This window comes from Paenibacillus sp. FSL R5-0517 (assembly GCF_037974355.1).
Lineage (GTDB): Bacteria > Bacillota > Bacilli > Paenibacillales > Paenibacillaceae > Paenibacillus.
In genome coordinates this window covers 1,941,213-1,963,283 of the sequence record NZ_CP150235.1, presented here as the reverse complement: position 1 = coordinate 1,963,283, position 22,071 = coordinate 1,941,213, and the positions used below count along the sequence as shown (strand labels likewise).

The 22,071-nt window shown below is 46.5% G+C and carries 23 protein-coding genes and 1 riboswitch; of the genes, 6 read left to right on the top strand and 17 right to left on the bottom strand.

Features of this window, described 5'->3' with window-relative positions; all coding sequences use genetic code 11:
* Nucleotides 1-9: 9 nt before the first annotated feature.
* From MKX40_RS08850 to MKX40_RS08835, 4 genes are all read left to right on the top strand, one after another.
* A complete protein-coding gene (locus tag MKX40_RS08850; RefSeq protein ID WP_339240869.1) occupies nucleotides 10-414 on the top strand; it encodes a hypothetical protein in 405 nt (134 codons plus the stop codon).
* A gap of 303 nt (nucleotides 415-717) precedes the next feature.
* Complete coding sequence (locus MKX40_RS08845) at nucleotides 718-1,212, top strand: cation:proton antiporter regulatory subunit (RefSeq protein WP_091032736.1); 495 nt, start codon at nucleotides 718-720, stop codon at nucleotides 1,210-1,212.
* A gap of 4 nt (nucleotides 1,213-1,216) precedes the next feature.
* A complete protein-coding gene (locus MKX40_RS08840) occupies nucleotides 1,217-2,455 on the top strand; it encodes a cation:proton antiporter (protein WP_339240867.1) in 1,239 nt (412 codons plus the stop codon).
* A 112-nt stretch (nucleotides 2,456-2,567) separates the two neighbouring features.
* Entirely contained in the window at nucleotides 2,568-3,473 is a 906-nt protein-coding gene (locus MKX40_RS08835) for a YitT family protein (RefSeq protein ID WP_339240865.1), read from the top strand.
* A gap of 81 nt (nucleotides 3,474-3,554) precedes the next feature.
* Here the strand turns inward: MKX40_RS08835 and MKX40_RS08830 are convergent, their stop codons facing one another.
* From MKX40_RS08830 to metA, 6 genes are all read right to left on the bottom strand, one after another.
* Nucleotides 3,555-4,568 (bottom strand): zinc-binding alcohol dehydrogenase family protein, encoded by a 1,014-nt coding sequence (locus tag MKX40_RS08830; RefSeq protein ID WP_339242982.1) that lies wholly within the window; start codon nucleotides 4,566-4,568, stop codon nucleotides 3,555-3,557.
* 36 nt (nucleotides 4,569-4,604) lie between these two features.
* Complete coding sequence (locus MKX40_RS08825; protein WP_339240864.1) at nucleotides 4,605-5,543, bottom strand: aldo/keto reductase; 939 nt, start codon at nucleotides 5,541-5,543, stop codon at nucleotides 4,605-4,607.
* A gap of 228 nt (nucleotides 5,544-5,771) precedes the next feature.
* Nucleotides 5,772-6,908 (bottom strand): cyclic dehypoxanthinyl futalosine synthase, encoded by a 1,137-nt coding sequence (gene mqnC, locus MKX40_RS08820; RefSeq protein ID WP_339240862.1) that lies wholly within the window; start codon nucleotides 6,906-6,908, stop codon nucleotides 5,772-5,774.
* Between the two features lie 241 nt (nucleotides 6,909-7,149).
* Entirely contained in the window at nucleotides 7,150-8,322 is a 1,173-nt protein-coding gene (locus tag MKX40_RS08815) for an aminotransferase class I/II-fold pyridoxal phosphate-dependent enzyme (RefSeq protein ID WP_339240860.1), read from the bottom strand.
* Nucleotides 8,319-9,506, bottom strand: a complete 1,188-nt coding sequence (locus tag MKX40_RS08810; protein WP_339240858.1) for a PLP-dependent transferase — start codon at nucleotides 9,504-9,506, stop codon at nucleotides 8,319-8,321. Before MKX40_RS08810 ends, MKX40_RS08815 begins: the two co-directional genes overlap by 4 nt.
* 24 nt (nucleotides 9,507-9,530) lie before the next feature.
* Nucleotides 9,531-10,448 carry a homoserine O-succinyltransferase gene (gene metA / locus MKX40_RS08805; protein ID WP_339240857.1) on the bottom strand — a complete coding sequence of 306 codons (918 nt, stop codon included), beginning with the start codon at nucleotides 10,446-10,448 and terminating at the stop codon, nucleotides 9,531-9,533.
* 235 nt (nucleotides 10,449-10,683) lie between these two features.
* Nucleotides 10,684-10,807, bottom strand: a riboswitch (SAM riboswitch).
* 451 nt (nucleotides 10,808-11,258) lie between these two features.
* On the opposite strand from metA, the gene corA reads away from it, so the two are divergent.
* Nucleotides 11,259-12,194 carry a magnesium/cobalt transporter CorA gene (corA, locus tag MKX40_RS08800; RefSeq protein ID WP_062833460.1) on the top strand — a complete coding sequence of 312 codons (936 nt, stop codon included), beginning with the start codon at nucleotides 11,259-11,261 and terminating at the stop codon, nucleotides 12,192-12,194.
* 70 nt (nucleotides 12,195-12,264) lie between these two features.
* On the opposite strand, the gene MKX40_RS08795 is transcribed toward corA, so the two are convergent.
* The 8 genes from MKX40_RS08795 to MKX40_RS08760 form a co-directional block, all read right to left on the bottom strand.
* The gene (locus tag MKX40_RS08795) at nucleotides 12,265-13,266 is read right to left on the bottom strand and encodes an HRDC domain-containing protein (RefSeq protein ID WP_339240856.1); all 1,002 of its coding nucleotides are present in this window, start codon (nucleotides 13,264-13,266) and stop codon (nucleotides 12,265-12,267) included.
* 176 nt (nucleotides 13,267-13,442) lie between these two features.
* Entirely contained in the window at nucleotides 13,443-14,321 is an 879-nt protein-coding gene (locus tag MKX40_RS08790) for an ROK family protein (RefSeq protein ID WP_017689617.1), read from the bottom strand.
* A gap of 76 nt (nucleotides 14,322-14,397) precedes the next feature.
* On the bottom strand, nucleotides 14,398-15,084 hold the full coding sequence (locus MKX40_RS08785; RefSeq protein ID WP_339240854.1) for an MOSC domain-containing protein: 687 nt from the start codon (nucleotides 15,082-15,084) through the stop codon (nucleotides 14,398-14,400).
* A 30-nt stretch (nucleotides 15,085-15,114) separates the two neighbouring features.
* On the bottom strand, nucleotides 15,115-16,221 hold the full coding sequence (locus MKX40_RS08780) for a phosphodiester glycosidase family protein (RefSeq protein WP_339240853.1): 1,107 nt from the start codon (nucleotides 16,219-16,221) through the stop codon (nucleotides 15,115-15,117).
* Between the two features lie 5 nt (nucleotides 16,222-16,226).
* Complete coding sequence (locus MKX40_RS08775; protein ID WP_339240852.1) at nucleotides 16,227-17,120, bottom strand: 5'-3' exonuclease H3TH domain-containing protein; 894 nt, start codon at nucleotides 17,118-17,120, stop codon at nucleotides 16,227-16,229.
* 138 nt (nucleotides 17,121-17,258) lie between these two features.
* Entirely contained in the window at nucleotides 17,259-17,624 is a 366-nt protein-coding gene (locus MKX40_RS08770) for an arsenate reductase family protein (RefSeq protein WP_339240850.1), read from the bottom strand.
* Between the two features lie 444 nt (nucleotides 17,625-18,068).
* Entirely contained in the window at nucleotides 18,069-19,052 is a 984-nt protein-coding gene (locus MKX40_RS08765; protein ID WP_339240848.1) for an RluA family pseudouridine synthase, read from the bottom strand.
* The gene (locus MKX40_RS08760; RefSeq protein ID WP_339240847.1) at nucleotides 19,049-19,624 is read right to left on the bottom strand and encodes a cob(I)yrinic acid a,c-diamide adenosyltransferase; all 576 of its coding nucleotides are present in this window, start codon (nucleotides 19,622-19,624) and stop codon (nucleotides 19,049-19,051) included. Before MKX40_RS08760 ends, MKX40_RS08765 begins: the two co-directional genes overlap by 4 nt.
* A 150-nt stretch (nucleotides 19,625-19,774) precedes the next feature.
* Here MKX40_RS08760 and MKX40_RS08755 point away from each other — a divergent pair, with 150 nt between their 5' ends.
* On the top strand, nucleotides 19,775-20,386 hold the full coding sequence (locus MKX40_RS08755; RefSeq protein WP_339240846.1) for a DedA family protein: 612 nt from the start codon (nucleotides 19,775-19,777) through the stop codon (nucleotides 20,384-20,386).
* A gap of 82 nt (nucleotides 20,387-20,468) precedes the next feature.
* Here MKX40_RS08755 and MKX40_RS08750 read toward each other — a convergent pair whose 3' ends face one another.
* The 3 genes from MKX40_RS08750 to MKX40_RS08740 all read right to left on the bottom strand — a co-directional run bounded on the left by MKX40_RS08750 (nucleotide 20,469) and on the right by MKX40_RS08740 (nucleotide 22,037).
* Nucleotides 20,469-21,011, bottom strand: a complete 543-nt coding sequence (locus MKX40_RS08750; RefSeq protein ID WP_339240845.1) for a bifunctional adenosylcobinamide kinase/adenosylcobinamide-phosphate guanylyltransferase — start codon at nucleotides 21,009-21,011, stop codon at nucleotides 20,469-20,471.
* A gap of 37 nt (nucleotides 21,012-21,048) precedes the next feature.
* Entirely contained in the window at nucleotides 21,049-21,600 is a 552-nt protein-coding gene (locus tag MKX40_RS08745; protein ID WP_339240844.1) for a hypothetical protein, read from the bottom strand.
* A 170-nt stretch (nucleotides 21,601-21,770) separates the two neighbouring features.
* Entirely contained in the window at nucleotides 21,771-22,037 is a 267-nt protein-coding gene (locus tag MKX40_RS08740) for an aspartyl-phosphate phosphatase Spo0E family protein (protein WP_091014723.1), read from the bottom strand.
* Between the last annotated feature and the right edge of the window lie 34 nt (nucleotides 22,038-22,071).

Genomic DNA, 22,071 nt, shown 5'->3' with positions numbered 1-22,071 from the left:
GAAGCCAAAATGCGACAACAACCTAGAATACTCCACTACACGATCATTATCATTTTGTGCGTTTTCCAAGCCTTGTGCTTCCCTATTCCGACGCAGTCCGAATCTGCTGTTGGGGTATCTGTTGAAGCAACTTCCAACAAGGAAGTGCTGTTGCAAATACCCGAAATCCAGCAGAAACCTGTTATTCGCAAATATCCACAAGTCATGACCAAGCTGATTGCGGTTACGCATAATAAGCCTGTCTTTCTTGTCCTCGCATTGTTATTAATGCTGCGAATCCCTACAACGGGTCTGTCCTTTAAACCGTGGTATTGTCTGTTTAAACGCAGATTATTTCTGCTACCTATTAAGTTCACCAGTATGTATGTATCCCTCACCCCTATAGCACCAAAATACGTGAACGCTCTTCAGTAGCCGTTACGACGTATTTACAGGTTGCTTTTGCATGGAGACACCTCTGTATTAAAGACGGTGCGCTTGTGCATATCTTATAACCCTTATTGCACACGTTAGATACAAAGCGATGTTTATCGCCTTAACGAACGAACCTATTTTTGTTGTACCCACACTTACAAATTCAAATCATATGGCTGTGTCAGGAATTTCTGGCTCTGTTTACCCGCATCTTTTGATGTTCCCTAGAGCAGCAGATTATACATTTTCGGGAAATAAGCCTGTCTTCTGTGGCCAGCCCCTAATTATAAGGAGGCAACAACCATGGATGTACGCGAAACAGACTTGCCGGGGATCGGCAAAAAATTTCAGATTGAAACAAGCAGCGGTGATAAAATTGTCATTATTATTCACGATGACGGTCGCCGGGAAATGTACCACTTCGAGTATGATGATCCCGATCAAAGCATCTCGATGATCACACTTGACGATTACGAAGCACGACAAATTGCTGCTATTGTAGGTGGATTAACTTACAAGCCAAAGCAGCTTGAAAATATTGAAGTCACGTTTGACGACCTGATTATCGAGTGGTACAAAATCGAACCATCCTTCGGATGTATCGGCAAATCCATCGGTGAATTGGATGTACGTCAAAACTCTGGGGCGACGGTTATTGCCGTTGTAGAAAAAAATCACAAAAAACACATCAGCCCAGGTCCGGAGGTAGTTATCAGTGCAGAATCCACGGTAGTAGCCGTTGGCGAACGCAATCAGCAGAAACTGTTTAAATCCCTCCTCCTGACTGGAAGGGGGTAAATAGATGGATCATCTGATATTCGAAGTAGGTCTGGCCCTTGTGCTCATTGCGGCAGCCGGCCTTTTATCAGCAAAACTAAGATTTTCGGTCGTTCCGTTTTATATTCTGATCGGGATGGCCGTTGGGCCACATGCCATGAAAATCTGGCATCTGGACTTCCGCTTCATTGAAAGCCAGCCTTTTATTGATTTCATGGGTCGGATCGGTATTCTGTTTCTTCTCTTCTACCTCGGACTTGAATTCTCGGTAGGTCGTTTAATTAAATCGGGTCGCTCTATTGCAGTTGGCGGCTCGATCTATATCGGAATTAACTTTACGCTGGGATTAATATTCGGTTTTATGTCCGGTTTCCCAGTTGCAGAAGCACTTATTATCGCAGGTATAACTACCATCTCTTCCAGTGCGATCGTGGCCAAGGTACTCGTTGATTTGAAACGAACAGCCAATCCGGAAACAGAGATGATATTGGGTATTATCATGTTCGAAGATGTATTCCTCGCTGTATATATCTCGATCTTGTCCGGACTTGTGCTTAGTGATTCATCCTCCATCGGAGGCGTGCTCATGTCCGCACTTATTGCCCTCGGATTCATGCTTATCGTCATAATTCTTGGACGCAAAGCAACGCCGCTACTAAACAAGTTGCTTAAAATACGATCGAATGAGCTATTCTCTCTTGTTGTATTCGGAGCTTTGTTCCTCGTAGCCGGCTTCTCTGAGACCATTCATGTCGCCGAAGCGATCGGTGCATTATTGGTTGGACTGGTGCTTGCTGAAACAGAACACGCGAAACGGATTGAGCACTTGATTCTGCCGTTCCGTGACTTCTTCGGAGCCATCTTCTTCTTCAGCTTCGGACTGTCCATTGATCCGTTGTCTTTGGGTGGCGAAGCCGTATGGTTAGCTCTTATTGCAGTTGTTATTACATTGTTCGGTAACTTCCTTGCAGGCATGATGGCCGGTCGCAGTGCAGGCCTATCGCCCAAAGCATCGGCCAATATTGGATTAACCATTGTGTCACGAGGTGAATTTTCCATCATCTTGGCCAACATGGGTAAAGCCGGAGGACTGCTGCCAATGATTCAACCATTTGCCGCACTGTATGTCCTAATTCTGGCCATTCTGGGGCCTTTATTAACCAAAGAGTCCAAACATGTATTCCGTTTATTGGATAAAATATTTAAGTTCAAAGATCCTCGGAAAAAGAAAGAAGAACCAAAGGTACTGCAGAAAGAAGGGTAATGCCTATGTCTGTGCAGAACAGACATACGATCGTACTTCGCGGCTCTGCGCCGGTCTTTCTGTGACTAACCCAGGGAGAATGGCTCGAAAGCCGCACAAAGGAGGATGACCTATGAAAGCACCTCTGATATCGGCTAATCCGGTGCCAGCCACCGCCAAGACCAGAATATCATCCACCCGCCGCTGGTTAAACCTATTGCTCGTGATTATGGGTGGAATTCTGGCCTCCGTGGGACTTGAATTGTTCTTACACCCCAATAAGATCATTATTGGAGGCATTACAGGCATTTCCTCCCTCTTCGCCCACTGGACGGAAATGAGGATTGGATTATTCCTATTTTTATTCAATGTTCCCTTCATATTTCTGTCCTACAAGATTGTGAAGAAGAAATTTGTATTGGTTACTGTGCTGGGTCTGGTTGTCTTTTCGATCGGTGCCATTGTGCTTCATCCCATGCCGCCACTTGTAGAGCACCCGCTGGCTGCCGCCATGTTTGGCGGATTATGTCTCGGACTTGGAATTGGGCTCGTCGTGCGGTACGGCGGGACACTGGATACGCTAGAAATCGGTGATCCCTCTTCCCGCCCACCTGAACGTGTATTTAGCGGAAAACGGATGCTTATCGAAAAAATAATCATGCTGCTTAACTTGTTAATACTGACAGCCGCAGGTGTTGTCTTTGGCTGGGACCAAGCGATGTATTCCGTAATCGCCTACCTTATTGCTTATGAAATGGTCTACATTGCGTTCAGGGGTTTCTCTTCCAAACGTAAAGTATGCATTTTGACCACACAAAGCTCTCAGGTTGAAAAAGCTGTACGCAAACGGCTGCGCCGTGAACCTGGAACGCTGGAAGCCACTTCTGACTCAACACAACTCGCGATGACGGAAGGATGGATCAGACAGATCCCCGGTGCACTTTATTATGAGGTACATGTTCTGGAGATGGTCTGGTTGAAGTCCATTGTGCGTCACATTGATCCGCATGCGGGCATTATGACCAATCCGGACAAATAAAAAAACGCTCTCTTTCCCTATGGATGGTATTGTCCACCAAGGTCAGAGAGCGTTTTTTTCTGTTATCCGATTTACTTGTGATTATAGCTCAACGATGGCTTTGACTACATGTGAATCTGGCAAGAGCCATTGGTCGATTGTAGCAGGTAACTCATCAAACTCCACTCGGTGTGTGATATAACCATTCATACTTAATTTCTTTTGACGCAGGGTTGACAAGACTTGTTCAAAATCTTCACGGGTTGCGTTTCGGCTGCCCAGCATGCTCATCTCCCGCTTGTGAAACTCAGGATCATGGAAAGTAATATCCGCTTTCACCAGTCCGACGAAAATGAGTTGACCACTGTGCGCCACATATTGAATGGCCTCATTCATGGAATTCACGTTACCGGTTGCGTCGAAGACCGCTGTAGCATAGTCGCCTCCCGTAATTTCAGCCACTTGTTGTACAGCCTGTTCATTGGCCTGTACCAATTCATACGCTCCAGCCCAAGTCCGGCTAAGCTCGAGCCTGTCCAGGTTACGGTCAACGGCAATAACATGGGCACCTGCCTGTTTGGCAAATGCCATGACGCCAAGCCCAATCGGGCCAGCTCCAATCACAACTACATGCTCACCAGGCTTAATTCCCGCTCTCCTGACCGCATGGGCTCCAATGCTTAAGGGTTCTACCATTGCGGTCTCATCCAGTGTCAAACCTTCTGCTGAAAGCAGATGTGAGACCGGCACGCTGATTCTTTCTCTCATGCCTCCGTCTACATGGACGCCCATGACTTGCATGGACACACAACAATTGGTTTTTCCACTGCGACAAGCAATGCAATGACCGCAATGCAGATATGGAATAATGCTTACCTGATCCCCTGGACGTAGCCCTGCATCGTTCGGACCGATCTCTTCAATAACACCCGCCAGTTCATGACCCAGCACGCGAGGATAGGTAAAGAATGGCTGATTGCCTTTATACGCATGCAGATCTGTTCCACAGATTCCAATCCGCCTTATCGCAACCAGCGCCTCTCCTTCTACACGTTCCGGTTGAGGCAGGTCTTGCAGCTCTAGACGATCTATTTCGTCACACACAATGGCTCTCATCATTGTTCCCCCTTGAATGTTTCTGATGTCATGTTGTTATAACTCCGCATTATATTCAGGACGCCCGCTTGACCACGTCTCATTATGCAATGGAGCCAATATGCGCAGCACTTCATCCAGCAGCCCTTGATCTATCGGTTCTTCGATCCAGGCTGCGTTATTGACGATATTACGCTGGTTAGCACTGCTCACCAGTGTAGTTGGAATACGTTCATTCGACGTGGAAAATTGCACGGCCAGCTTGGCAATGTCACTGCCTTGATCTGCACAGAATTGTGCAGCCTCCAGACAGAGCTGCTTCACCCGTTCACCTGCCGGATGCCAAGCAGGAGCACCTCGGGTGCTTAACAAGCCCATAGAAAGAGGTGAAGCATTCACGAGGCCAATTTCTTTCTTTTCCAACAAAGGCAACAAAGATAACAATGAGGTATCGTTCAATGAATAATGACAATACGAGATGATTGCATCCGCATTAATCTGTGGCAGAACCTTCTCGAACAATGGCAAGGGTAATCCGCAAATGCCCGCATGACGAATAACTCCCTGTTCTTTCAGACGCAGCAACGTTGGAAAAGCTTCTTCAATAATTATTTTTGCTGGCACAAATTCAATATCATGCAGGAACAAAATATCAATATAATCGGTATGCAATCGCTTGAGGCTCTCTTGTACACTATCCTGAATACGCTTACGTGAAAAATCAAACTCATTTTCCCCATACCGTCCGGCTTTGGTTGATAACATATATGAACTGCGCGGCAAGCTGCGGATAGCCTCACCCAACACCGTCTCTGCCTTTGTCAATCCATAATAAGGCGAAACGTCTATGTAATTCATTCCGGCATCTACAGCAGCATGTACAGTGCGAATTCCCTCTTCCCGGTCAATGTCACGAAATACAGAGCCAAGTGAGGATGCTCCAAAGCTCAATACAGGAACGTTCAGTTCGGTCTTTCCAAGTGTTCTTCTCTTCATTGGTTTGCCCCTTCCAACATGTCTGACTACACAAGTTCCTTTTCATTGTAACAGTTCAATTACAATATAAAATATCGCCAATTGCGTAACATGTACTGTTTAATGACCTCAATCTCCAGAAAAAATCAAAAAGCCCGCCGTTCCTCCAGAGGGAGTAGTCAGCGGGCTTGCTTCATTAATACTCATCTAACGATCAGCATATATGGAAGTGGTATACAAATATTATAATTAGTTCTGCATTACGAAATCTTCATGCACGGTATTCTCTTCATCGAACATGCGCAAGATGTCGTAACGGGTGTTACGTTGTGCGGGAATATAACCGGCCTCTCGAATCAAACGTAAAATGGATTCAATGTTCACTTTGTAAGTTGCACCTGCAGCAGATACAACGTTCTCTTCAATCATGGTGCTGCCGAAGTCATTACATCCAAATTCAAGCGACTTCTTACCGATCTCAGGACCCATGGTTACCCAAGAGGATTGAATGTTCTTAATATTATCAAGCACCAGTCGGCTGATGGCTACAGTCTTCAAGTACTCTTCCGGCGTCTGACGCTCCAGCTTAAGGTTGGTATTGTCTGGCTGGAAAGTCCAAGGAATGAACGCCAGGAAACCTTCGGAATCATACTTGTTCGCAATACATTCATCCTGAGCTTCACGTACACGGAGCAAGTGTAAAGCACGCTCTTCCATCGATTCACCAAGGCCGATAACCATCGTTGCCGTGGTATTCATGCCGATGCGGTGTGCAGTTTGCATAACGTCCATCCAATCCCGCCATGAACCTTTCAAACGGCTGATTTTCCGGCGTGTACGGTCATCCAGAATTTCAGCGCCGCCGCCAGGCAAGGAATCCAGTCCAGCTTCGTGTATAGCACGAACAACCTCTTCCAATGTAAGGCCATCGGAGACTTCAACCATTTTCATAATCTCAGCAGGTGAGAACGAGTGCATCGTGATGTTCGGGAAACGCTCCTTGATGGCTTTCAACAGGTCTGTATAATAGCTGAAAGGCAAGTTTGGATTCGTACCACCTTGCATCAAAATTTCGGTACCATTCACATCTTCCGTTTCCTGAATCTTCTGGAAAATAACTTCATCTGGAAGCACATAACCTTCATCTGAACCAGGTCTGCGATAGAAAGCACAAAAACGGCAGTACACATCACACACGTTCGTGTAGTTGACGTTACGCCCAATTACAAATGTTCTGTATGGCTCAGGGTGCATGCGTTTCATAACGACATTAGCAGCTGCCCCGATTTTGTCCACTTCATTGGATTCAAATAACTGAATCGTGTCTTCCAAGTCCAAACGTTCGCCCCGAAGGGCTTTATCTAAGATACGGTCTACCGTACTCATCGTAAAAAAGCCTCCCTCATGAAGAGAAATTATATAACGATCCGTCCCAACTTGTTCAAAAGAAGCAAGTTCTGGTGGCAACATCGCATTTCTGTACTCCACATATCGTAACACAGGTTACATGTGAAAAAAAGCACCTTATGTACAGGTGCTTTAAAAATAAGTAAAAATTTTTACATATGGAATGGAATTTATCCGAACTTAAGTGATACTCATAAGGGTATTTGGACACTCCCTTTTGTTAGGATTCCTGAAGTGCTTGTTCCAAATCTACAATCAGATCTTCGATATCTTCCAGACCTACCGAGAAACGCAGCAACCCGTCTGTAATGCCACGGTCCCGGCGAACCTCAGCCGGCATTGCTGCATGAGACATCATCGCTGGGTAGGACAGAATACTCTCGACAGCTCCCAGGCTTACAGCAACAATGGGTAGCTTCACCCGGTTAAGAACTGCTTTTGCACGATCTCCTGAACCGACGTCAAATGAAACGACAGCTCCATATCCTGTTGACTGGCGCTCATGTGCCTCGCGGCCCGGATGATCCTCCAGTCCAGGGTAAAAGACAGCGGTAATATCACTGCGCTCATTAAGCCATGCCGCAAGTCTGGCTGTACTCCGTTCACTATGAGCCATACGAGCCCCCAAGGTTTTCATCCCGCGCATCAGAAGCCAGGATTCTTGTGCCCCGAGTACAGTTCCAAGTCCATTTTGCAACTGTTTCAGTTGTACGCCAAGTGATTCCGTGCGAGCAACTGCTAAGCCTGCTAACACATCACTATGCCCCCCTAGGAACTTGGTAGCACTATGTACGACGATATCCACACCAAGCTCAATTGGACGCTGATAGTACGGTGTCATAAAGGTGTTATCCAGAATCGTGATCAGGTCATGTTCCTTCGACCAGTCAGTTACGGCAGCGATATCCGTAATACGCAGAGTAGGGTTGGACGGTGTTTCCATATAAACTGCCTTGGTGTTCGGCTTGAGCGCCGCTTTTACTTCATCTATATTGGTCATGTCCACAAAAGTCGTCTCAATCTGCATACGGCTTAATATCGAAGTAAGCAACCGATACGTGCCTCCATATACATCTTCCGTTACAATCATGTGATCCCCTGCGGAGAACATCATGAACACGCTGGAGATCGCAGCCATCCCCGATGAATAGGCGAATCCTCGCGCTCCGCCCTCCAGCAGTGTGATGTAATCTTCCAGAGCCTGACGTGTCGGATTACCCGAACGACTGTAATCATGTTGAGGCGGATTGAAGATATCAAAATGATGGAAGGTTGAGGCTTGATAGATTGGCACACTGGAGGCTCCAGTTGTTTTGTCAATTTCATCACCAAAATGAAGCAATTTGGTATCAAATTTCAATTCAGAATTGGGCTTGTTGTTGGACTCACTCATGAGTGCACGCCTCCTTCAACTTCCTGTTGTGCAGCTGTCAGAGCATTGCCAAGATCTGCAATCAGATCATCCGCATGTTCAATGCCTACAGAGAACCGGAGCAGTCGGTCATCGACACCTACAGCATCACGGATTTCAAGCGGAATATCCGCATGCGTTTGTACCGCTGGGTAGGTCATGAGTGATTCCACTCCACCGAGACTTTCGGCAAAAGCAATCAGTTTGATATGACGCAGCAATGGTTCAACGTAACGTGCATCCTTTACTTTAAAAGAGAAAATACCTGTGTTACCTGTGGATTGTTTATTCTGCACCTCATACCCCGGATGATCGGACAGGCCTGGATGATACACTTCACCCACCGCTGGATGCTCAAGCAAGTATTTGGCAATGGTAAGCGCATTGTATTCATGACGCTCCATGCGAAGAGCCAGCGTTTTCATCCCTTTCATCAACTGGTAGGAGTCACTTGGAGACAATACCGCTCCAATGGAATTATGCAGGAACGCCATCTCTGCAGATAATGCCTCACCCTTGGTTATAATTAGTCCGGCCAGCACATCATTGTGTCCGCCCAGATATTTGGTAGCGCTATGAATGATGATATCGGCACCCAGTTCAATCGGACGTTGGAAAAATGGAGTCAACAACGTGTTGTCAACAATGGTCAACAGGCTGTACTTTTTCGCCCAGGAAGCAACGGCTTCCACATCTGTGATCATCATCAATGGATTGGTAGGTGTCTCAATAAATACGGCTTTGGTATTTGGCTGACGAACCTTCTCCAGTGCTGCCAGGTCATTCGTGTCCACATAACTTGCGGTTACACCGAAACGGGACAAAATGCGTTCGAGCAGGCGATAGGTTCCACCATACAGATCCAGCGATACTATAAGATGATCTCCTTGACCAAACATGGCAAAAATCGTTTGCAGGGCGGCCATACCCGAGCTACAGGCAAACCCTGCATCACCGGACTCCAGCGCTGCAGCCGCTTCTTCCAACACTTTACGGGTTGGATTCGTCGTACGAATATAATCAAACCCCGTGCTTTGTCCTAGCTTCGGGTGGCGAAACGCAGTGGATTGATAGATCGGAAAGTTAATGGCGCCTGTTACCGGTTCATTGATGGACCCTATTTGTGCTAAGCGGCTTTCAATTTTCAACTTGTTGTTGTCTTCCATTGCTGCATCCTCCTGTAATCTCGATTAGATTTGCGGGCCAATATCGTAAGGTGTTTCTTGATACACATAGTAATTGAGCCAGTTAGAGAATAATAAGTTGGCATGAGCGCGCCAGGTAGCCGGTGGCACACGGGAAGGATCGTTATTTGGATAATAGTGTCTAGGCAATGCAATATCCAATCCTTTGGCTACATCCCGGTCATACTCCCACTTTAATGAGAACGGGTCGTACTCGGCATGACCTGTGGCAAAAATTTGTTTGCCGTCTTTGGTCGCAACCAGGAAGATACCCGCTTCCTCGGATTCAGCCAAAATCTCTAAATTTTCATTCTTTTCAATATCTTCGCGTCTCACTTCCGTATGACGGGAATGTGGAACGTTGAATACTTCATCAAATCCACGCAACAATGGAACATGTGGTTTATTGATCGTATGTGGGAAAACGCCAAAGCACTTTTCATCAAGTGGTACTTTCGGCACATCAAAATGATGGTATAAACCTGCTTGGGAAGCCCAACATATGTGGAGGGTTGAAGTCACATTGGTTTTGGTCCATTCGAAGATCTCCTGGATCTCATTCCAATAGTTCACGTCTTCGAAATCCATCTGTTCCACCGGGGCACCCGTAATAATCATGCCATCGAAACGTCGGTGTTCAATCTCGTCGAAGGTTTTATAGAACAGATCCAAATACTCCTGAGACGTATTCTTCGACGTATGGGATTTGGGGTGTACGAGAACAACATCCACCTGAATAGGCGTGTTTCCGACCAGACGAAGCAATTGTGTTTCGGTCGTTTCCTTTGTCGGCATCAGGTTTAATATAGCGATACGGAGTGGACGAATATCCTGCTGGTATGCAGAAGTTTCATCCATGACGAAGATATTCTCTCCTTCAAGTACTTCTTTTGCTGGTAAAGTATCCGGAATTTTGATTGGCATGGTAAGTCTAACTCCTCCTTGTGCATAGATAGATGCAACTGCCACTGGCTTGATGTCTTCATATCAATACAGTGACAGACTGCCTTGAGCTTGTAAAAACATTGAATTGCTCTTTCATCCAACGTTACAAACAACCTCAAGTTCCTTAGCGAAAATCACTGCTGAGAAGTCGGGGCATATGACAAAGACCTTCCTCGGATTTCGAGAAAGGTCATATGTAAATAGATATGCGCCTCTCTCATCTCTCAGTTACAACAGTGCCACTTGACACTAGGTCGCTGCAAGAATTAGCACCGTGCGGTATACCGCCGGTTGCCGGGTTTCATCGGGCCAGTCCCTCCACCTACTCTTGATAAGATTTCGCTGTATTAGATTGTAATTTAATATGGTTCACCGTCTACTTTATTACATTAATGCCCTTACGTCAAGGTGCAGTTCTCTGTCTGCTGTCCAGATCGGAACCGTTCTTCATCCGTTGTCATACACTGCCTCAGGGCGCGAAATAGACACATTTTTGCGCTTGAAAGCACCTTGTACCAGCGGTATACTAAACAAGGTGTTATAAACCCTTATGTGAGAGGTGACATATTAAATGGATGGCGACCCGAGGCCTGACTGGCAGCCGAATTCCGACAAACTGCATAGAGAATTGACATCAGCATGCCGGCAGCGGGACGTGACTTCCGTTTGATTATATAGTGAACGCAGCCCTGATCTCCAGGCTCCGCTGCCGACCGGCTGATTTGTTCTTTTTGCGCCCATAATGATAATATCCGCCGAGTTGGCGGGTGCAGAAGGAGTAGATTAACGATGAAAATCCGGTTGGTAAACAACGGTGTGTTTATTCCGGTGGACGATATTCAGCAGGCGCTGACTCCACCAGCGGAAGGATTTTACTGGATTGATGCAGATGTAGACGATTTGGCGGTACTTCAACCGCTGTTCTTGATGCATGATCTGGCTGTGGAAGACTGTCTTAGTGACGAAGAACAACGTCCGAAGATTGAAATTTATGAGAACCATTATTTTATTGTAATCAATAGCATACGTTTCGATGATGAAGAGATTTTTCTGCGTGCAGTCAACTTGTTCCTTGGCAGACATTTTATTATTAGTGTTACGAAGCAAAAGGTCAGCGAATTGCGCACACTGAAACCAATCCTGTGGGAACAGGAAATCAGTACACCGGATCGTCTGCTCTATTTGCTGGTTGACTTGATTGTTGATAATTATTTCACCGTAGGTGACCGAATTGAAGCACGGATTGAGAAGCTTGAGGAAGACATTCTGATGCATACCAAAAAGTCACATCTGAATGAAATCATCGGGCTGCGCAGTGAGATTCTGTGGCTGAAAAAAGTCCTTGGACCTCAGAAAGAGGTCATTAACACACTGAACAAAAAAGATCTGCGTCTCATCGATGATCAACTGCAAAAGTATTTCAGTGACATCTATGAAAATGCCGTAAAAATTTCGGAAACCTTTGAGACTTATCGCGACCTGATGGGCAACTTGCGAGAAGCCTACCAATCCAGTATAGCGAACCGGGCGAATGAGATCATGCGTGTGTTTACCGCCATTACCACGGTCTTCATGCCGCTGACGGTTATTACCGGAATATACGGTATGAACTTTACGAATATGCCCGAGCTTAACTGGAAATACAGCTATTTTGTTGTAATTGGCCTGATGGTTACACTGGGCCTGAGCATGTTCTTCATTTTCCGCAAAAAAGACTGGGTATGAACTCGTACGAAATAACAAAGACGATGCGCTCCTCTTGGAGGAACGCGTCGTCTTTTTCTATACCCTGCAACTAACTTACATTCCGCTCTGTCTCTGCATGCCGACGGAAGCGGATGCGAATCATGCGCAGTTTTTCATAGACCTGCTCCAGACTTCCTCCGTCGGGCTTCTCCGCTCCATACACCTTATGTAATACTGGCTTCAGGAACGTATCTCCCAGCTCCTCATATGCACTCCATACAGCCTCTTGTTCGTTCTCTGGCATCACAGCAAGCTCCACATCAAGAAGGCAATCGGTGTCATAACCTTCGAGATCCAGTGTCTCTAACAGCTCAATCAACTCGCGTCGGGATAATCCGGATCGATTAACGATTTCTTCTAACGTATGCCCTTCCTTCATGCCTTCAAGCACCTGCTTGCGCGTGGTGAACTTATCAAGTTCCTGTTTGTACTTCTGCTCTCTCTGCTTGTATAACCAGTTCTCATACTCTTCTTCCTTCAGCGCCGTGTACACCCATTCAAGCGGGAATGTCGTTGAACGCTCCAACCCGTTCGTAATCTCCATCCATTCCGCACCATAGTCGGTCGCTTTGCTCTCCCCTACGCCCGGCAATTGCATCAGTTCATCCATCGATTGCGGCACAAAGGCACTGATCAAACGCAGCAGACGATTCGTTGCAATAAAATACGGTGCCTTCCGGTCAGACACGGCTCTCTTTCTACGCCAGGCGCACAAATCCGTATATAACTGCTCATTGCCGTATAACTCACTGTAACAATGGAGTCGCTGCCCACCATAACTGCGCAACTTCAAATCATCATTCTCATGAAATAACCCCTGTAACTGCGGTCGGTATCCCTCACTCATCTGTATGGCGAGCTGATGACGATAAATATGAAGCAGTTCCTCCCAAGAAGTCCCTTCATACCAGATGCTGTCCTCACGTTCTCCTTCCTCGTAGCGACTCCATCCCAGCTGCCAACCATCCTCCTCTTCCCCAATCCATAGCTGTGCATACTCTGCATTTTGATCTGACATTCTGGACAATCTGTTCATGAAAATGACTTCCATCTCCGTTCCCTCCCTTTAACATTTCAGCCTAAACGGGTTAGCTACACTACCTAAAGGCAGCACAAAAAAACACCTCTCCTGCAAAATCCATGCAAGAGAGGTGCTTCCTCATTAACCGTACTATGCTGTTGCCCATATCATACCACAATGGTAAAATTCGTCAATCCCTTATTGATCTACTTATTTAATGCCAGTTTGGCAAGCGCCAGCGAACCACATAGTCCCGCATTGTCACCAAGTCCCGGTGAAACAACATACTGGTCAATCTCGGATTGAAGTGCGGGATGCTGAACATATCCAGCCAGCAACTCCTGCAGTTTGCTACGAACCATCGGGAACAGGTGCTCCTGCTTCATTACTCCGCCACCCATTACGATTTTCTGTGGAGAGAGAATGAGAACATAATTCATCAGTGCATGTGCCAGGTAATGTGCTTCAATCTCCCATGCTTTATGATCTGCAGGCAGTTCATAAGCCGGTTGCTCCCAACGTTTGTTAATGGCTGGGCCTGCTGCAAGGCCTTCGAGGCAGTCGCCATGATACGGACAGAAACCTTCGTATGTATCCTCCGGATGTCTGCGTACAATGATATGTCCCATCTCTGGATGTGACAATCCATGGACCATTTTACCGCCAACTACAGCACCTGCACCAATACCTGTACCCACCGTGATATACAGACAGCTCTCAAGACCTTGTGCAGCGCCCCAGGTTGCTTCTCCAAGTGCCGCACCATTCACATCCGTATCAAATGTCATCGGTACATCAAAATGCTCCTTGAGCTTGCCAATCACGTTATATTGTCCCCAATGTGGCTTCGGTGTTGTTGTGATATAGCCATACGTCGGGCTTCCTTCAATCGGATCAATCGGACCAAATGAACCTACGCCCAGAGCTTCAATGCCTTTGCCTTCAAAAAACGAAATCACTTGAGCCATTGTCTCTTCCGGTGTTGTTGTTGGAAAACTTACGCGTTCCAGAACTTCTCCGTTTTCTGTGCCAATACCACATACAAATTTGGTTCCGCCTGCTTCAATTGCGCCTAAGATCGTCATGTTAGTCACACTCCCAAGTTAGTTTAAAAAGGAAATCATTTTTCGTGCTTTACTTGATGACACTATAGTTATCCTGCTACTTGTTCTCCAGCTTGGACAATCGTTTCATTAACGTCTGCCTCCAGCTGTCTGACAATGCAGAAATGGCCAGCAGCGCCTGGATACCTTCGACATTTTCTTTCCCCTGATGCATAATTCGATTGGCTTCAAGAACGGTCATTGATGCAGGATCGGTGCTGATCCGACGAAATGTCGATGAAGGACTTACCTCACCTTCTTGTAGCACACGAAAGTAAAAGCCGGTATATCCACTCTCCTGAAAATATACAGGCAGTTCCTTATAATCATACCGCGCGCCCAGCTTGAAGCAAGGTTGTCTGGGCTGACTGACCTGCACTGTGGCTTCGCCCAACTCGTAAACATCACCAATCCGAACGACTTCTTCGGCACAGCCTTCAACCGTCAGATTTTCTCCACAAGCTCCCCAGTCCAGCTTGCGATCCATCAACTGTTCCAGCTCCGGATAACGACTGTAATCGTATACACAAACGGCCTTGTCAGGGCCTCCATGATGCACCAGATCCGCCTGCGCATCCCCTGCCATTCCAGTGAATGACAGGAAAACCGCGTCGGATACAGGGTGTTTCACAATGCCGCTCAGCACTTCACGCTTCTGCCCAGAGAGCGGTTGCGGCAGTCCTACATTGATGGCCAGAACAGCTGTACTACCCTCCTCTGGCTTTCGATCAGATGTGAGTGTCATTTGCGTCATTCCTCCCATAATCACTTTCTTTTAACGAACAGAGCCACCAAATACGAGTGTATTACTCAAAAGTCGACCTGGTGAGGTCAGCATTTTGCCCCCGGCATACATGCCTGAGGATGCGCCACCATCCAGATTCATGGCCTGCTTCGCACCAAGCTTTTGCATCACCGCTGCCCACTCCTTGATTGTTGCTCCGGAAACGGTAGCCAGCATAACAGAACCGTCCGCCATGATTGCGATACCACTTCTGGCTCCGGAAGCATTAAGAATCTTGGCATCCTTGAAACCTTCACTCGTCGGATTTACAGCTACCTTGCCGTCTTTCACCAGACGCGGACCTGCTCCCACAGCGGTCACCACATCTTGCCAAGGAATCTCTTTACCTGCTGCGTTCGTATATTTGTAATTCATTTCTACGGTTGAACCAACGGTGAAACGATCTGAAGAGGACTTTTGGTTGCCTGTGAAGACCAGCACAGAGCCATTCTTAGGAATGGCTACATTGGTGTTAGGCACTTTTTTGGTCACGATGCCTTTCTCCATGACTACTGCAGTACCACCTTTGAACCCGACTGTCGCACCTCGTTCAGGTGTATACAGCATCGTAATGCTTGCATTCGCAGAGGGTGTTCGATTAATAAATGTCGCATACCAACTGCGTGATTTGCCTTTTGTATCTGTTACTTTACCTGTCAAACTCACCTGAAGTGAATCCATGATCGCCGAGCCATCTTCCTTAAATCCGATGGATGTTCCGTATCTTCCAATATGTATGACCTTACCATTTGCTATTAACATGCCGTATGGATCTGGTGCTCCGTTATATGCTTCGAAAAATGCTCCGTTAATGGCTGCTTGTGCACCATAAGCTTTCACAATCGATGGCAATGTAGCCGTCTGGCCAACTTGCTTCTTCGCGAGTCCCACGGTAACCGGTGTTCCCTTCGGAATCGAAACGGTCTGTACGGTAAAATTACGTCCTGCTGCTTTTACTTTCTGTACTTTGGTGCTAATTGCTGCTTTGGCATCCACTGTCTGTGGCGCACTTACTGCTCCCGAAAGAATTATTGGCAAGGCCAGGACGAGGGCCATAGCCCCTGTCCACCACTTTTTGCCTGATCGTACGTTCTTCATGTTGCTCACCCTATTGCCACTCCCATCCAAGAGCCGAGGCTCTTCATCTCAAGTTGTTCAAACTTGTCCATCACCATATCCGGATCAAGACGCAATTCACAGATATCCAGCGCACAGGCAACCGGAACAGCACAATGAATCTCTGCCAGTTTGCGGGACAGATGAAGCATGTCCAGATCATTCTCAATCTTGTTACGCACCGAAGGGGTCAGTTTATCCATGTTGCTCAAAATCCCTTCAATGGAGCCATATTCCTGTACAAGCTTCAACGCTGTTTTCTCACCAATTCCCCGTACTCCGGGATAGTTGTCACTGGCATCTCCCATCAGACCCTTCATGTCAATGACTTGACGAGGTGTCAGTTGTTTCTCTGCCATGAGCGTTTCAGGATTGTACACCATGTAGTTGCCATGGCCTTTTTTCATAATAATGATACTCGTGCGATCATTAATCAGTTGCAACATGTCGTGGTCACCCGTCAGTACCATAACATTCATATCTGTCTCTTCGGTATAATACTTAGCAAGCGTCCCGATGCAATCGTCAGCTTCGAATCCTTGTGCACCTATATTCGGAATACCCAGGCTATCCATGACTTCACGAATCAGGGCGAACTGGGGAATCAGGTCATCCGGAGCTTCAGACCGGTTGCCTTTGTAGGCTGCATATTCTTCACCGCGGAACGTCTTACCGCCCATATCCCAACAACATACGACATGACTTGGCCCAAAAGTCTGAACCGCATCCCAGAAATAACGGATAAATCCGTAGACTGCGTTGGTAGGCAATCCTGCCTTTGTACGTCTGATATATCCGCTTGCAGATGTCGCATAAAAAGCACGGAACAACACCGCCATACCGTCCACCAGCAACAAAGTAGGTTCATTACGTTGATTCACTTGAATTTGTTCTCTCCTATCCTGATCGAGCATATAAAATACGAAACTAATTCTATCATTATAGCATAGTTCCGCCAACCATCGTTCAGCCAAAAAAGCCCTGAATTTTGAACAATTCAAGGCTGGTATTCAGCACGCTTATGCGTTATTCCATTCCTGCTCGAACGTTTCTTCCTTGAAACCAACTGTCACCTTTTCTCCATCCGTAACAATCGGACGTTTGATCAACCGACCATTGGAAGCCAACAAACGAATCTGTTCATCAGCGGACATGCCTGGCAGCTTGTCCTTCAATTGTTGTTCTTTGTACACTTCCCCGCTCGTATTAAAGAACTTTTTCACCTCGAGCCCGCTTTTCTGGATCAATTCTGTTAGTTCAGATTCTGATGGTGGTGTGTCAAAAATGGGGATTAGCTCCAACTCATGTCCTTGCGCTTCAAGCCACTTTACAGCTTTGCGGCATGTGCCGCATTTGGCATATTGATATACTTTTAAGTTGCTCATTTATTTACCTCCAAATGCTCCGGTTTCGTGTGGCTCCGGTCTCGACTTCTCGCTTCCCTTGGTTTGCTTCGCAAATCCAAAAGTCGCTCCAAATCGATACCATCGCCATGTAATTTTACTGATTTTTTGCGAATGTGTTCAAAAACACTCATTCGCTATATTTTTTGGGTCAAAGTCTTACAGCTTTTATATCCTTAAAAGCTTTTGAGATTTGAATTCATGAAATATTTAACATGAAATGGGTAAACATCAACACATTAAACCATAAAGATTAGCCTACGGCATGTTGTTCGAGTGCATTATAGCACCCCTCACAATGGAATAGCTTACTAGCGTTGAAACTTAAGCAGAAAGGGCCTAGCAAGATGGACCGTACAAAAAGCTACGACACCTACTACACAGAGGGCGTATCTAAGGAAATCTAAGAGCCTCGTTGCAGGCTTCCTACAATTCTTCTCTGGGAGCTGCGTCATCATTCAAACGATTCTCTAGCGCGGCCATATCTGCTGGCAAAGGGGCATGGAACGTTATGCGTTCCTGTAGAATTGGATGCTCAAACGTCAATTCGCAGGCGTGTAAGGCTTGACGTTCGATCCAGCTATCCCGTTCTTCCCGAACAGCAATGGTCCGTTCATTGATCTCATGCTCAGGTAGTGTCTTGTACATCCGATCTCCGATCAACGGGCAACCGATGGACGTCATATGTACCCGGATCTGGTGGGTTCTTCCACTTTCCAGCTTGAGACTTATTGCACTGGCACTGCCCCCAGACCAACGTGTTAAAGTCGTGTACAACGTTCTTGCAGCGTAACCATCAGGCGTTACAATTCGGCGGTGTGGCTCCTCAGGATCGCGGTCAATCGGCCCATCCACTGATCCTTGTTCCGGGACAGGGCTGCCGTGCACAAGTGCAATATATTTCTTATCCACTGTTCCTGCAATCATCTGTTCGGACACATGCTGATGCACATAAGGGTTCTTGGCTATGGCCAGCACACCTGACGTTTCCTGATCAAGTCGATGAATCGGTCTGAACCGGAAGCGCTCGCCCTTGGATTTCCAGTAATGCACAACCCCATTCGCCAAAGTCCCCGTGTAATGACCATGTGTTGGATGAACGATGATGCCGGCATCCTTGTTTACAATAAGCAAATGCTCGTCTTCATACAGTACGGTAAAGGGGATAGGTTCAGGCAAAATATCATCCGATTCCTCTTGCTCCATCCGAACTTCAACGACATCACCTGCAGCTACCTTGACGCTAATGTATACGCGCTCCCCATTAAGCATAACGCCTTGTTCCGTCAGCTTGATTTTGGACAAGAGCTTGCGGGACACCAGCAGCCGCCGCTGAAGCACGGTCTTCAGCAGCCAGCCATCTTCTTGCTCGGTCACCGTGTAGACAATGGGCGAATAGTATTGGCTCATTCTTTGCGGCGGAAGACTTTTTTGCTCCGCACATATTCAATATCGGCCACCTGTTGTCTCGCGTTGGCCGTCCGTGCAACTACGAAGAAATAATCAGACAGTCGGTTTAGATACCGCCGTACAGACGGATTAATATCCGTATGTTGTCCCAGTGTTACCGTGCGACGTTCTGCGCGGCGACATACGGTACGGCATACGTGCAAAGCAGAGGATAACTGGCTGCCACCTGGAATAATGAAGCGTTCCACTTTCGGATTCTCTGCATCATACTGGTCAATCCATTGCTCCAGACGTGTGACCATTTCATCTCTCACCTTATATTTAGTCTCACTAATCTTCACGAAGGCCAGATCCGACCCGCAATCGAACAATTCCTGCTGCACTTCCAGCAGATGTTCACGCAGATCGTCGAATTCGCCCTGAGCCGACTCAATAAGGCTAATCGCCTGACCGACAAAACAGTTCAATTCATCAATCGTACCATAAGCCTCTACTCGGTCATCATCCTTGATGACACGTCCACCAATAACCGAGGTCTGACCTTCGTCACCTGTTCGTGTATATATGCCCATCGTTATCCCTCCAATTGTTAATATCATTAATGAATACGGGAATGCTATTTTTTCAGAAACCAGTTTCTCGCTGTACACGTATATAAGAATTGGTGTGCTCTGCCGAGTATACGACAAATCGAAGGAAACCAAAAGCAAAGGGAGACGATTATGCAAAACTGGATAACCGATTTCATGGAACAATACGGCTACATAGGCATTGCACTCATTATTGCTCTTGAGAATGTATTCCCCCCGATTCCATCCGAAATCATCTTGCCATTTGGCGGTTTCTTGACCACTTACACCAGTCTAACTCTTCCAGGGGTTATTATCGCTGCTACCATCGGCTCCGTCCTTGGTGCTGTCATGCTGTATGGTATTGGTCTGCTCATTGACGTCGAGCGCCTTGTGAAAATTGTGGAACGTTGGGGACATGTGCTACGCATCAAAAAAGAGGATATTCACCGTGTCGATGCATGGTTTGACAAATATGGCATGTGGACCGTATTATTCTGCCGAATGGTTCCCCTCGTACGTAGTCTTATCTCCATTCCGGCAGGCATGTCCAATATGAAATTTGGTTTATTCCTTCTCTTTACAACCATTGGTACATTGATCTGGAATGTCATTCTTGTCTGCGTCGGTGCTGCGCTTGGCGCATCGTGGGAGAGCATTTTGCACTTTATGGACGTCTATTCCATCGTGGTGTACGTCATGCTAGCCATTATTGTTATCGGATGTATCATCTGGTGGATCAGACGTAGCAAAAAGAAAAAATAAAGAACTATGATTAAATAAAGCCTCCTCGCCACCCATTCGTGGTTTAGGAGGCCTCTTTAAGTCACCCGTTTATGTCATCTCACTATCGTTCATCTTCATTTCGCATGCCCTGACTCTTAAGATCGATAGCCAGACCAGATACCAGCATGTACATCTTTTCAGCATGTATCTGCAGCATCCGGTTAACCGAAGCCATTCTCGCTGTAAATATTCGTTCTTCCTCGGTAGGATGTAATGTGCCATGCATTTCATTGGTAATCACAAGCAGCTTCCCCTGATAAGACAATAACGCATCAAGCAAAAGCTGTGTCTCTGATCGCTGCTGATTCAGATCCTCGGTTGCTCTGAAACTGGTAGCCATCCAGGAGGTCAAACTATCTACAATTACAATTCGCTGATCCGCCAAAAACAGATTGGATTCCCGATTAATCTGGGTGATCACCTCTGTCAGATGCTGACCGTTCCCGGCATGAATGGCACGATAATGAGCGGATGGCAATTCGGGAATAACGGGATCATGATCACCAGTGGATAAATATACACCCTCCCGGCTAATCCCGGCTGCGTACTTGAGGGCAAACCGGGTTTTACCACTACCTATGCCGCCTGTGACCGTAATCAGCAATCCGCTTCCCTCCTTCCATAGCCATTCTGAATTTTCTTTACTCTGTCAGCGCCTTCAGCACTTTCTTGGATTCTTCGACATTGGAAGATGACACTGGAATGGTAGCGAACAGATTGCTCGCAGCATATTCTACATCTTTAAACATTTTCATATCTTCGAGCGGAATGCCGTAAAGATGTGATTCTTGTTTGATATCTGAACCTCCATCTCCTTCACCCTTCTCTACCAATACTCCACCCTCAAATACACCCCGTTCAAACTTCTTGGGGTCAAAAGTATCATCCAGCGGAATATTGGAACCATTACTTCCATATTGTTTCATGTCAGATTCAGGCAAAATGAAGATATCATGTCCTCCAGCTGCGTACTCAACCATAATTTTCTGAACATCATACATCGCACTGGTGATCACTTCCACCTTGGGTTCCTCGCCCAGTTTCTGTTGCAGATTAGCCTGTAACTGTTCTGAGATTACAGATGGATTTCCTTGGTTATCAATGATAAAAATGGAAAAACCATCTTTACCACCACAACCAGCAAGCAGAAAAACGATAGAAACGATCGCAGTAAGCCCCCAAAATCTCTTCATTCCAGTTCCCCCTTTAGTCTCCTACGTCCAATATATCACAATTGTTCCACGCAAAAAAATAACCTGTTTGATCGGGCGATCACCCTGCCTTTGCACATACAAAAAAAGAAGACCCTCTCAGGTCTCCCTCTCTAATTCGATTAATGAAACGTTTCAATCCGGCATAAACGTTATTTTGCTTTGATCGGGTTAGCCTTCATATACTCATTAATCTTTAAATCCAGCAAACTGCTGATTTCAATTACAATATCGGATGTGAATGATTTCTCTTCGAGGAAGATCTGTTCCATCTTGCGACGAAGCATATGAATTTCATCTTCCAAGGAAATGTCATGCAAAGATGCGTTATCGGGTTTCACCGACCATCGGTCGCCATGATCGCCTTCTGCCAGAACGTGCCCACGATTCGTCGGTAAATCATATTCAACACAAAACAAAGCTAACCCCTCCTCGGAAAAATGTTTTCCAAAT

What these genes read in the sequence shown, in the direction of transcription:
- MKX40_RS08850 (WP_339240869.1), top strand. Translation starts at nt 10, where the DNA reads ATGCGACAACAACCTAGAATACTCCACTACACGATCATTATCATTTTG.
- MKX40_RS08845 (WP_091032736.1), top strand. Translation starts at nt 718, where the DNA reads ATGGATGTACGCGAAACAGACTTGCCGGGGATCGGCAAAAAATTTCAG.
- MKX40_RS08840 (WP_339240867.1), top strand. Translation starts at nt 1,217, where the DNA reads ATGGATCATCTGATATTCGAAGTAGGTCTGGCCCTTGTGCTCATTGCG.
- MKX40_RS08835 (WP_339240865.1), top strand. Translation starts at nt 2,568, where the DNA reads ATGAAAGCACCTCTGATATCGGCTAATCCGGTGCCAGCCACCGCCAAG.
- MKX40_RS08830 (WP_339242982.1), bottom strand. Translation starts at nt 4,568, where the DNA reads ATGAGAGCCATTGTGTGTGACGAAATAGATCGTCTAGAGCTGCAAGAC.
- MKX40_RS08825 (WP_339240864.1), bottom strand. Translation starts at nt 5,543, where the DNA reads ATGAAGAGAAGAACACTTGGAAAGACCGAACTGAACGTTCCTGTATTG.
- mqnC (WP_339240862.1), bottom strand. Translation starts at nt 6,908, where the DNA reads ATGAGTACGGTAGACCGTATCTTAGATAAAGCCCTTCGGGGCGAACGT.
- MKX40_RS08815 (WP_339240860.1), bottom strand. Translation starts at nt 8,322, where the DNA reads ATGAGTGAGTCCAACAACAAGCCCAATTCTGAATTGAAATTTGATACC.
- MKX40_RS08810 (WP_339240858.1), bottom strand. Translation starts at nt 9,506, where the DNA reads ATGGAAGACAACAACAAGTTGAAAATTGAAAGCCGCTTAGCACAAATA.
- metA (WP_339240857.1), bottom strand. Translation starts at nt 10,448, where the DNA reads ATGCCAATCAAAATTCCGGATACTTTACCAGCAAAAGAAGTACTTGAA.
- corA (WP_062833460.1), top strand. Translation starts at nt 11,259, where the DNA reads ATGAAAATCCGGTTGGTAAACAACGGTGTGTTTATTCCGGTGGACGAT.
- MKX40_RS08795 (WP_339240856.1), bottom strand. Translation starts at nt 13,266, where the DNA reads ATGGAAGTCATTTTCATGAACAGATTGTCCAGAATGTCAGATCAAAAT.
- MKX40_RS08790 (WP_017689617.1), bottom strand. Translation starts at nt 14,321, where the DNA reads ATGACGATCTTAGGCGCAATTGAAGCAGGCGGAACCAAATTTGTATGT.
- MKX40_RS08785 (WP_339240854.1), bottom strand. Translation starts at nt 15,084, where the DNA reads ATGACACTCACATCTGATCGAAAGCCAGAGGAGGGTAGTACAGCTGTT.
- MKX40_RS08780 (WP_339240853.1), bottom strand. Translation starts at nt 16,221, where the DNA reads ATGAAGAACGTACGATCAGGCAAAAAGTGGTGGACAGGGGCTATGGCC.
- MKX40_RS08770 (WP_339240850.1), bottom strand. Translation starts at nt 17,624, where the DNA reads ATGAGCAACTTAAAAGTATATCAATATGCCAAATGCGGCACATGCCGC.
- MKX40_RS08765 (WP_339240848.1), bottom strand. Translation starts at nt 19,052, where the DNA reads ATGAGCCAATACTATTCGCCCATTGTCTACACGGTGACCGAGCAAGAA.
- MKX40_RS08760 (WP_339240847.1), bottom strand. Translation starts at nt 19,624, where the DNA reads ATGGGCATATATACACGAACAGGTGACGAAGGTCAGACCTCGGTTATT.
- MKX40_RS08755 (WP_339240846.1), top strand. Translation starts at nt 19,775, where the DNA reads ATGCAAAACTGGATAACCGATTTCATGGAACAATACGGCTACATAGGC.
- MKX40_RS08745 (WP_339240844.1), bottom strand. Translation starts at nt 21,600, where the DNA reads ATGAAGAGATTTTGGGGGCTTACTGCGATCGTTTCTATCGTTTTTCTG.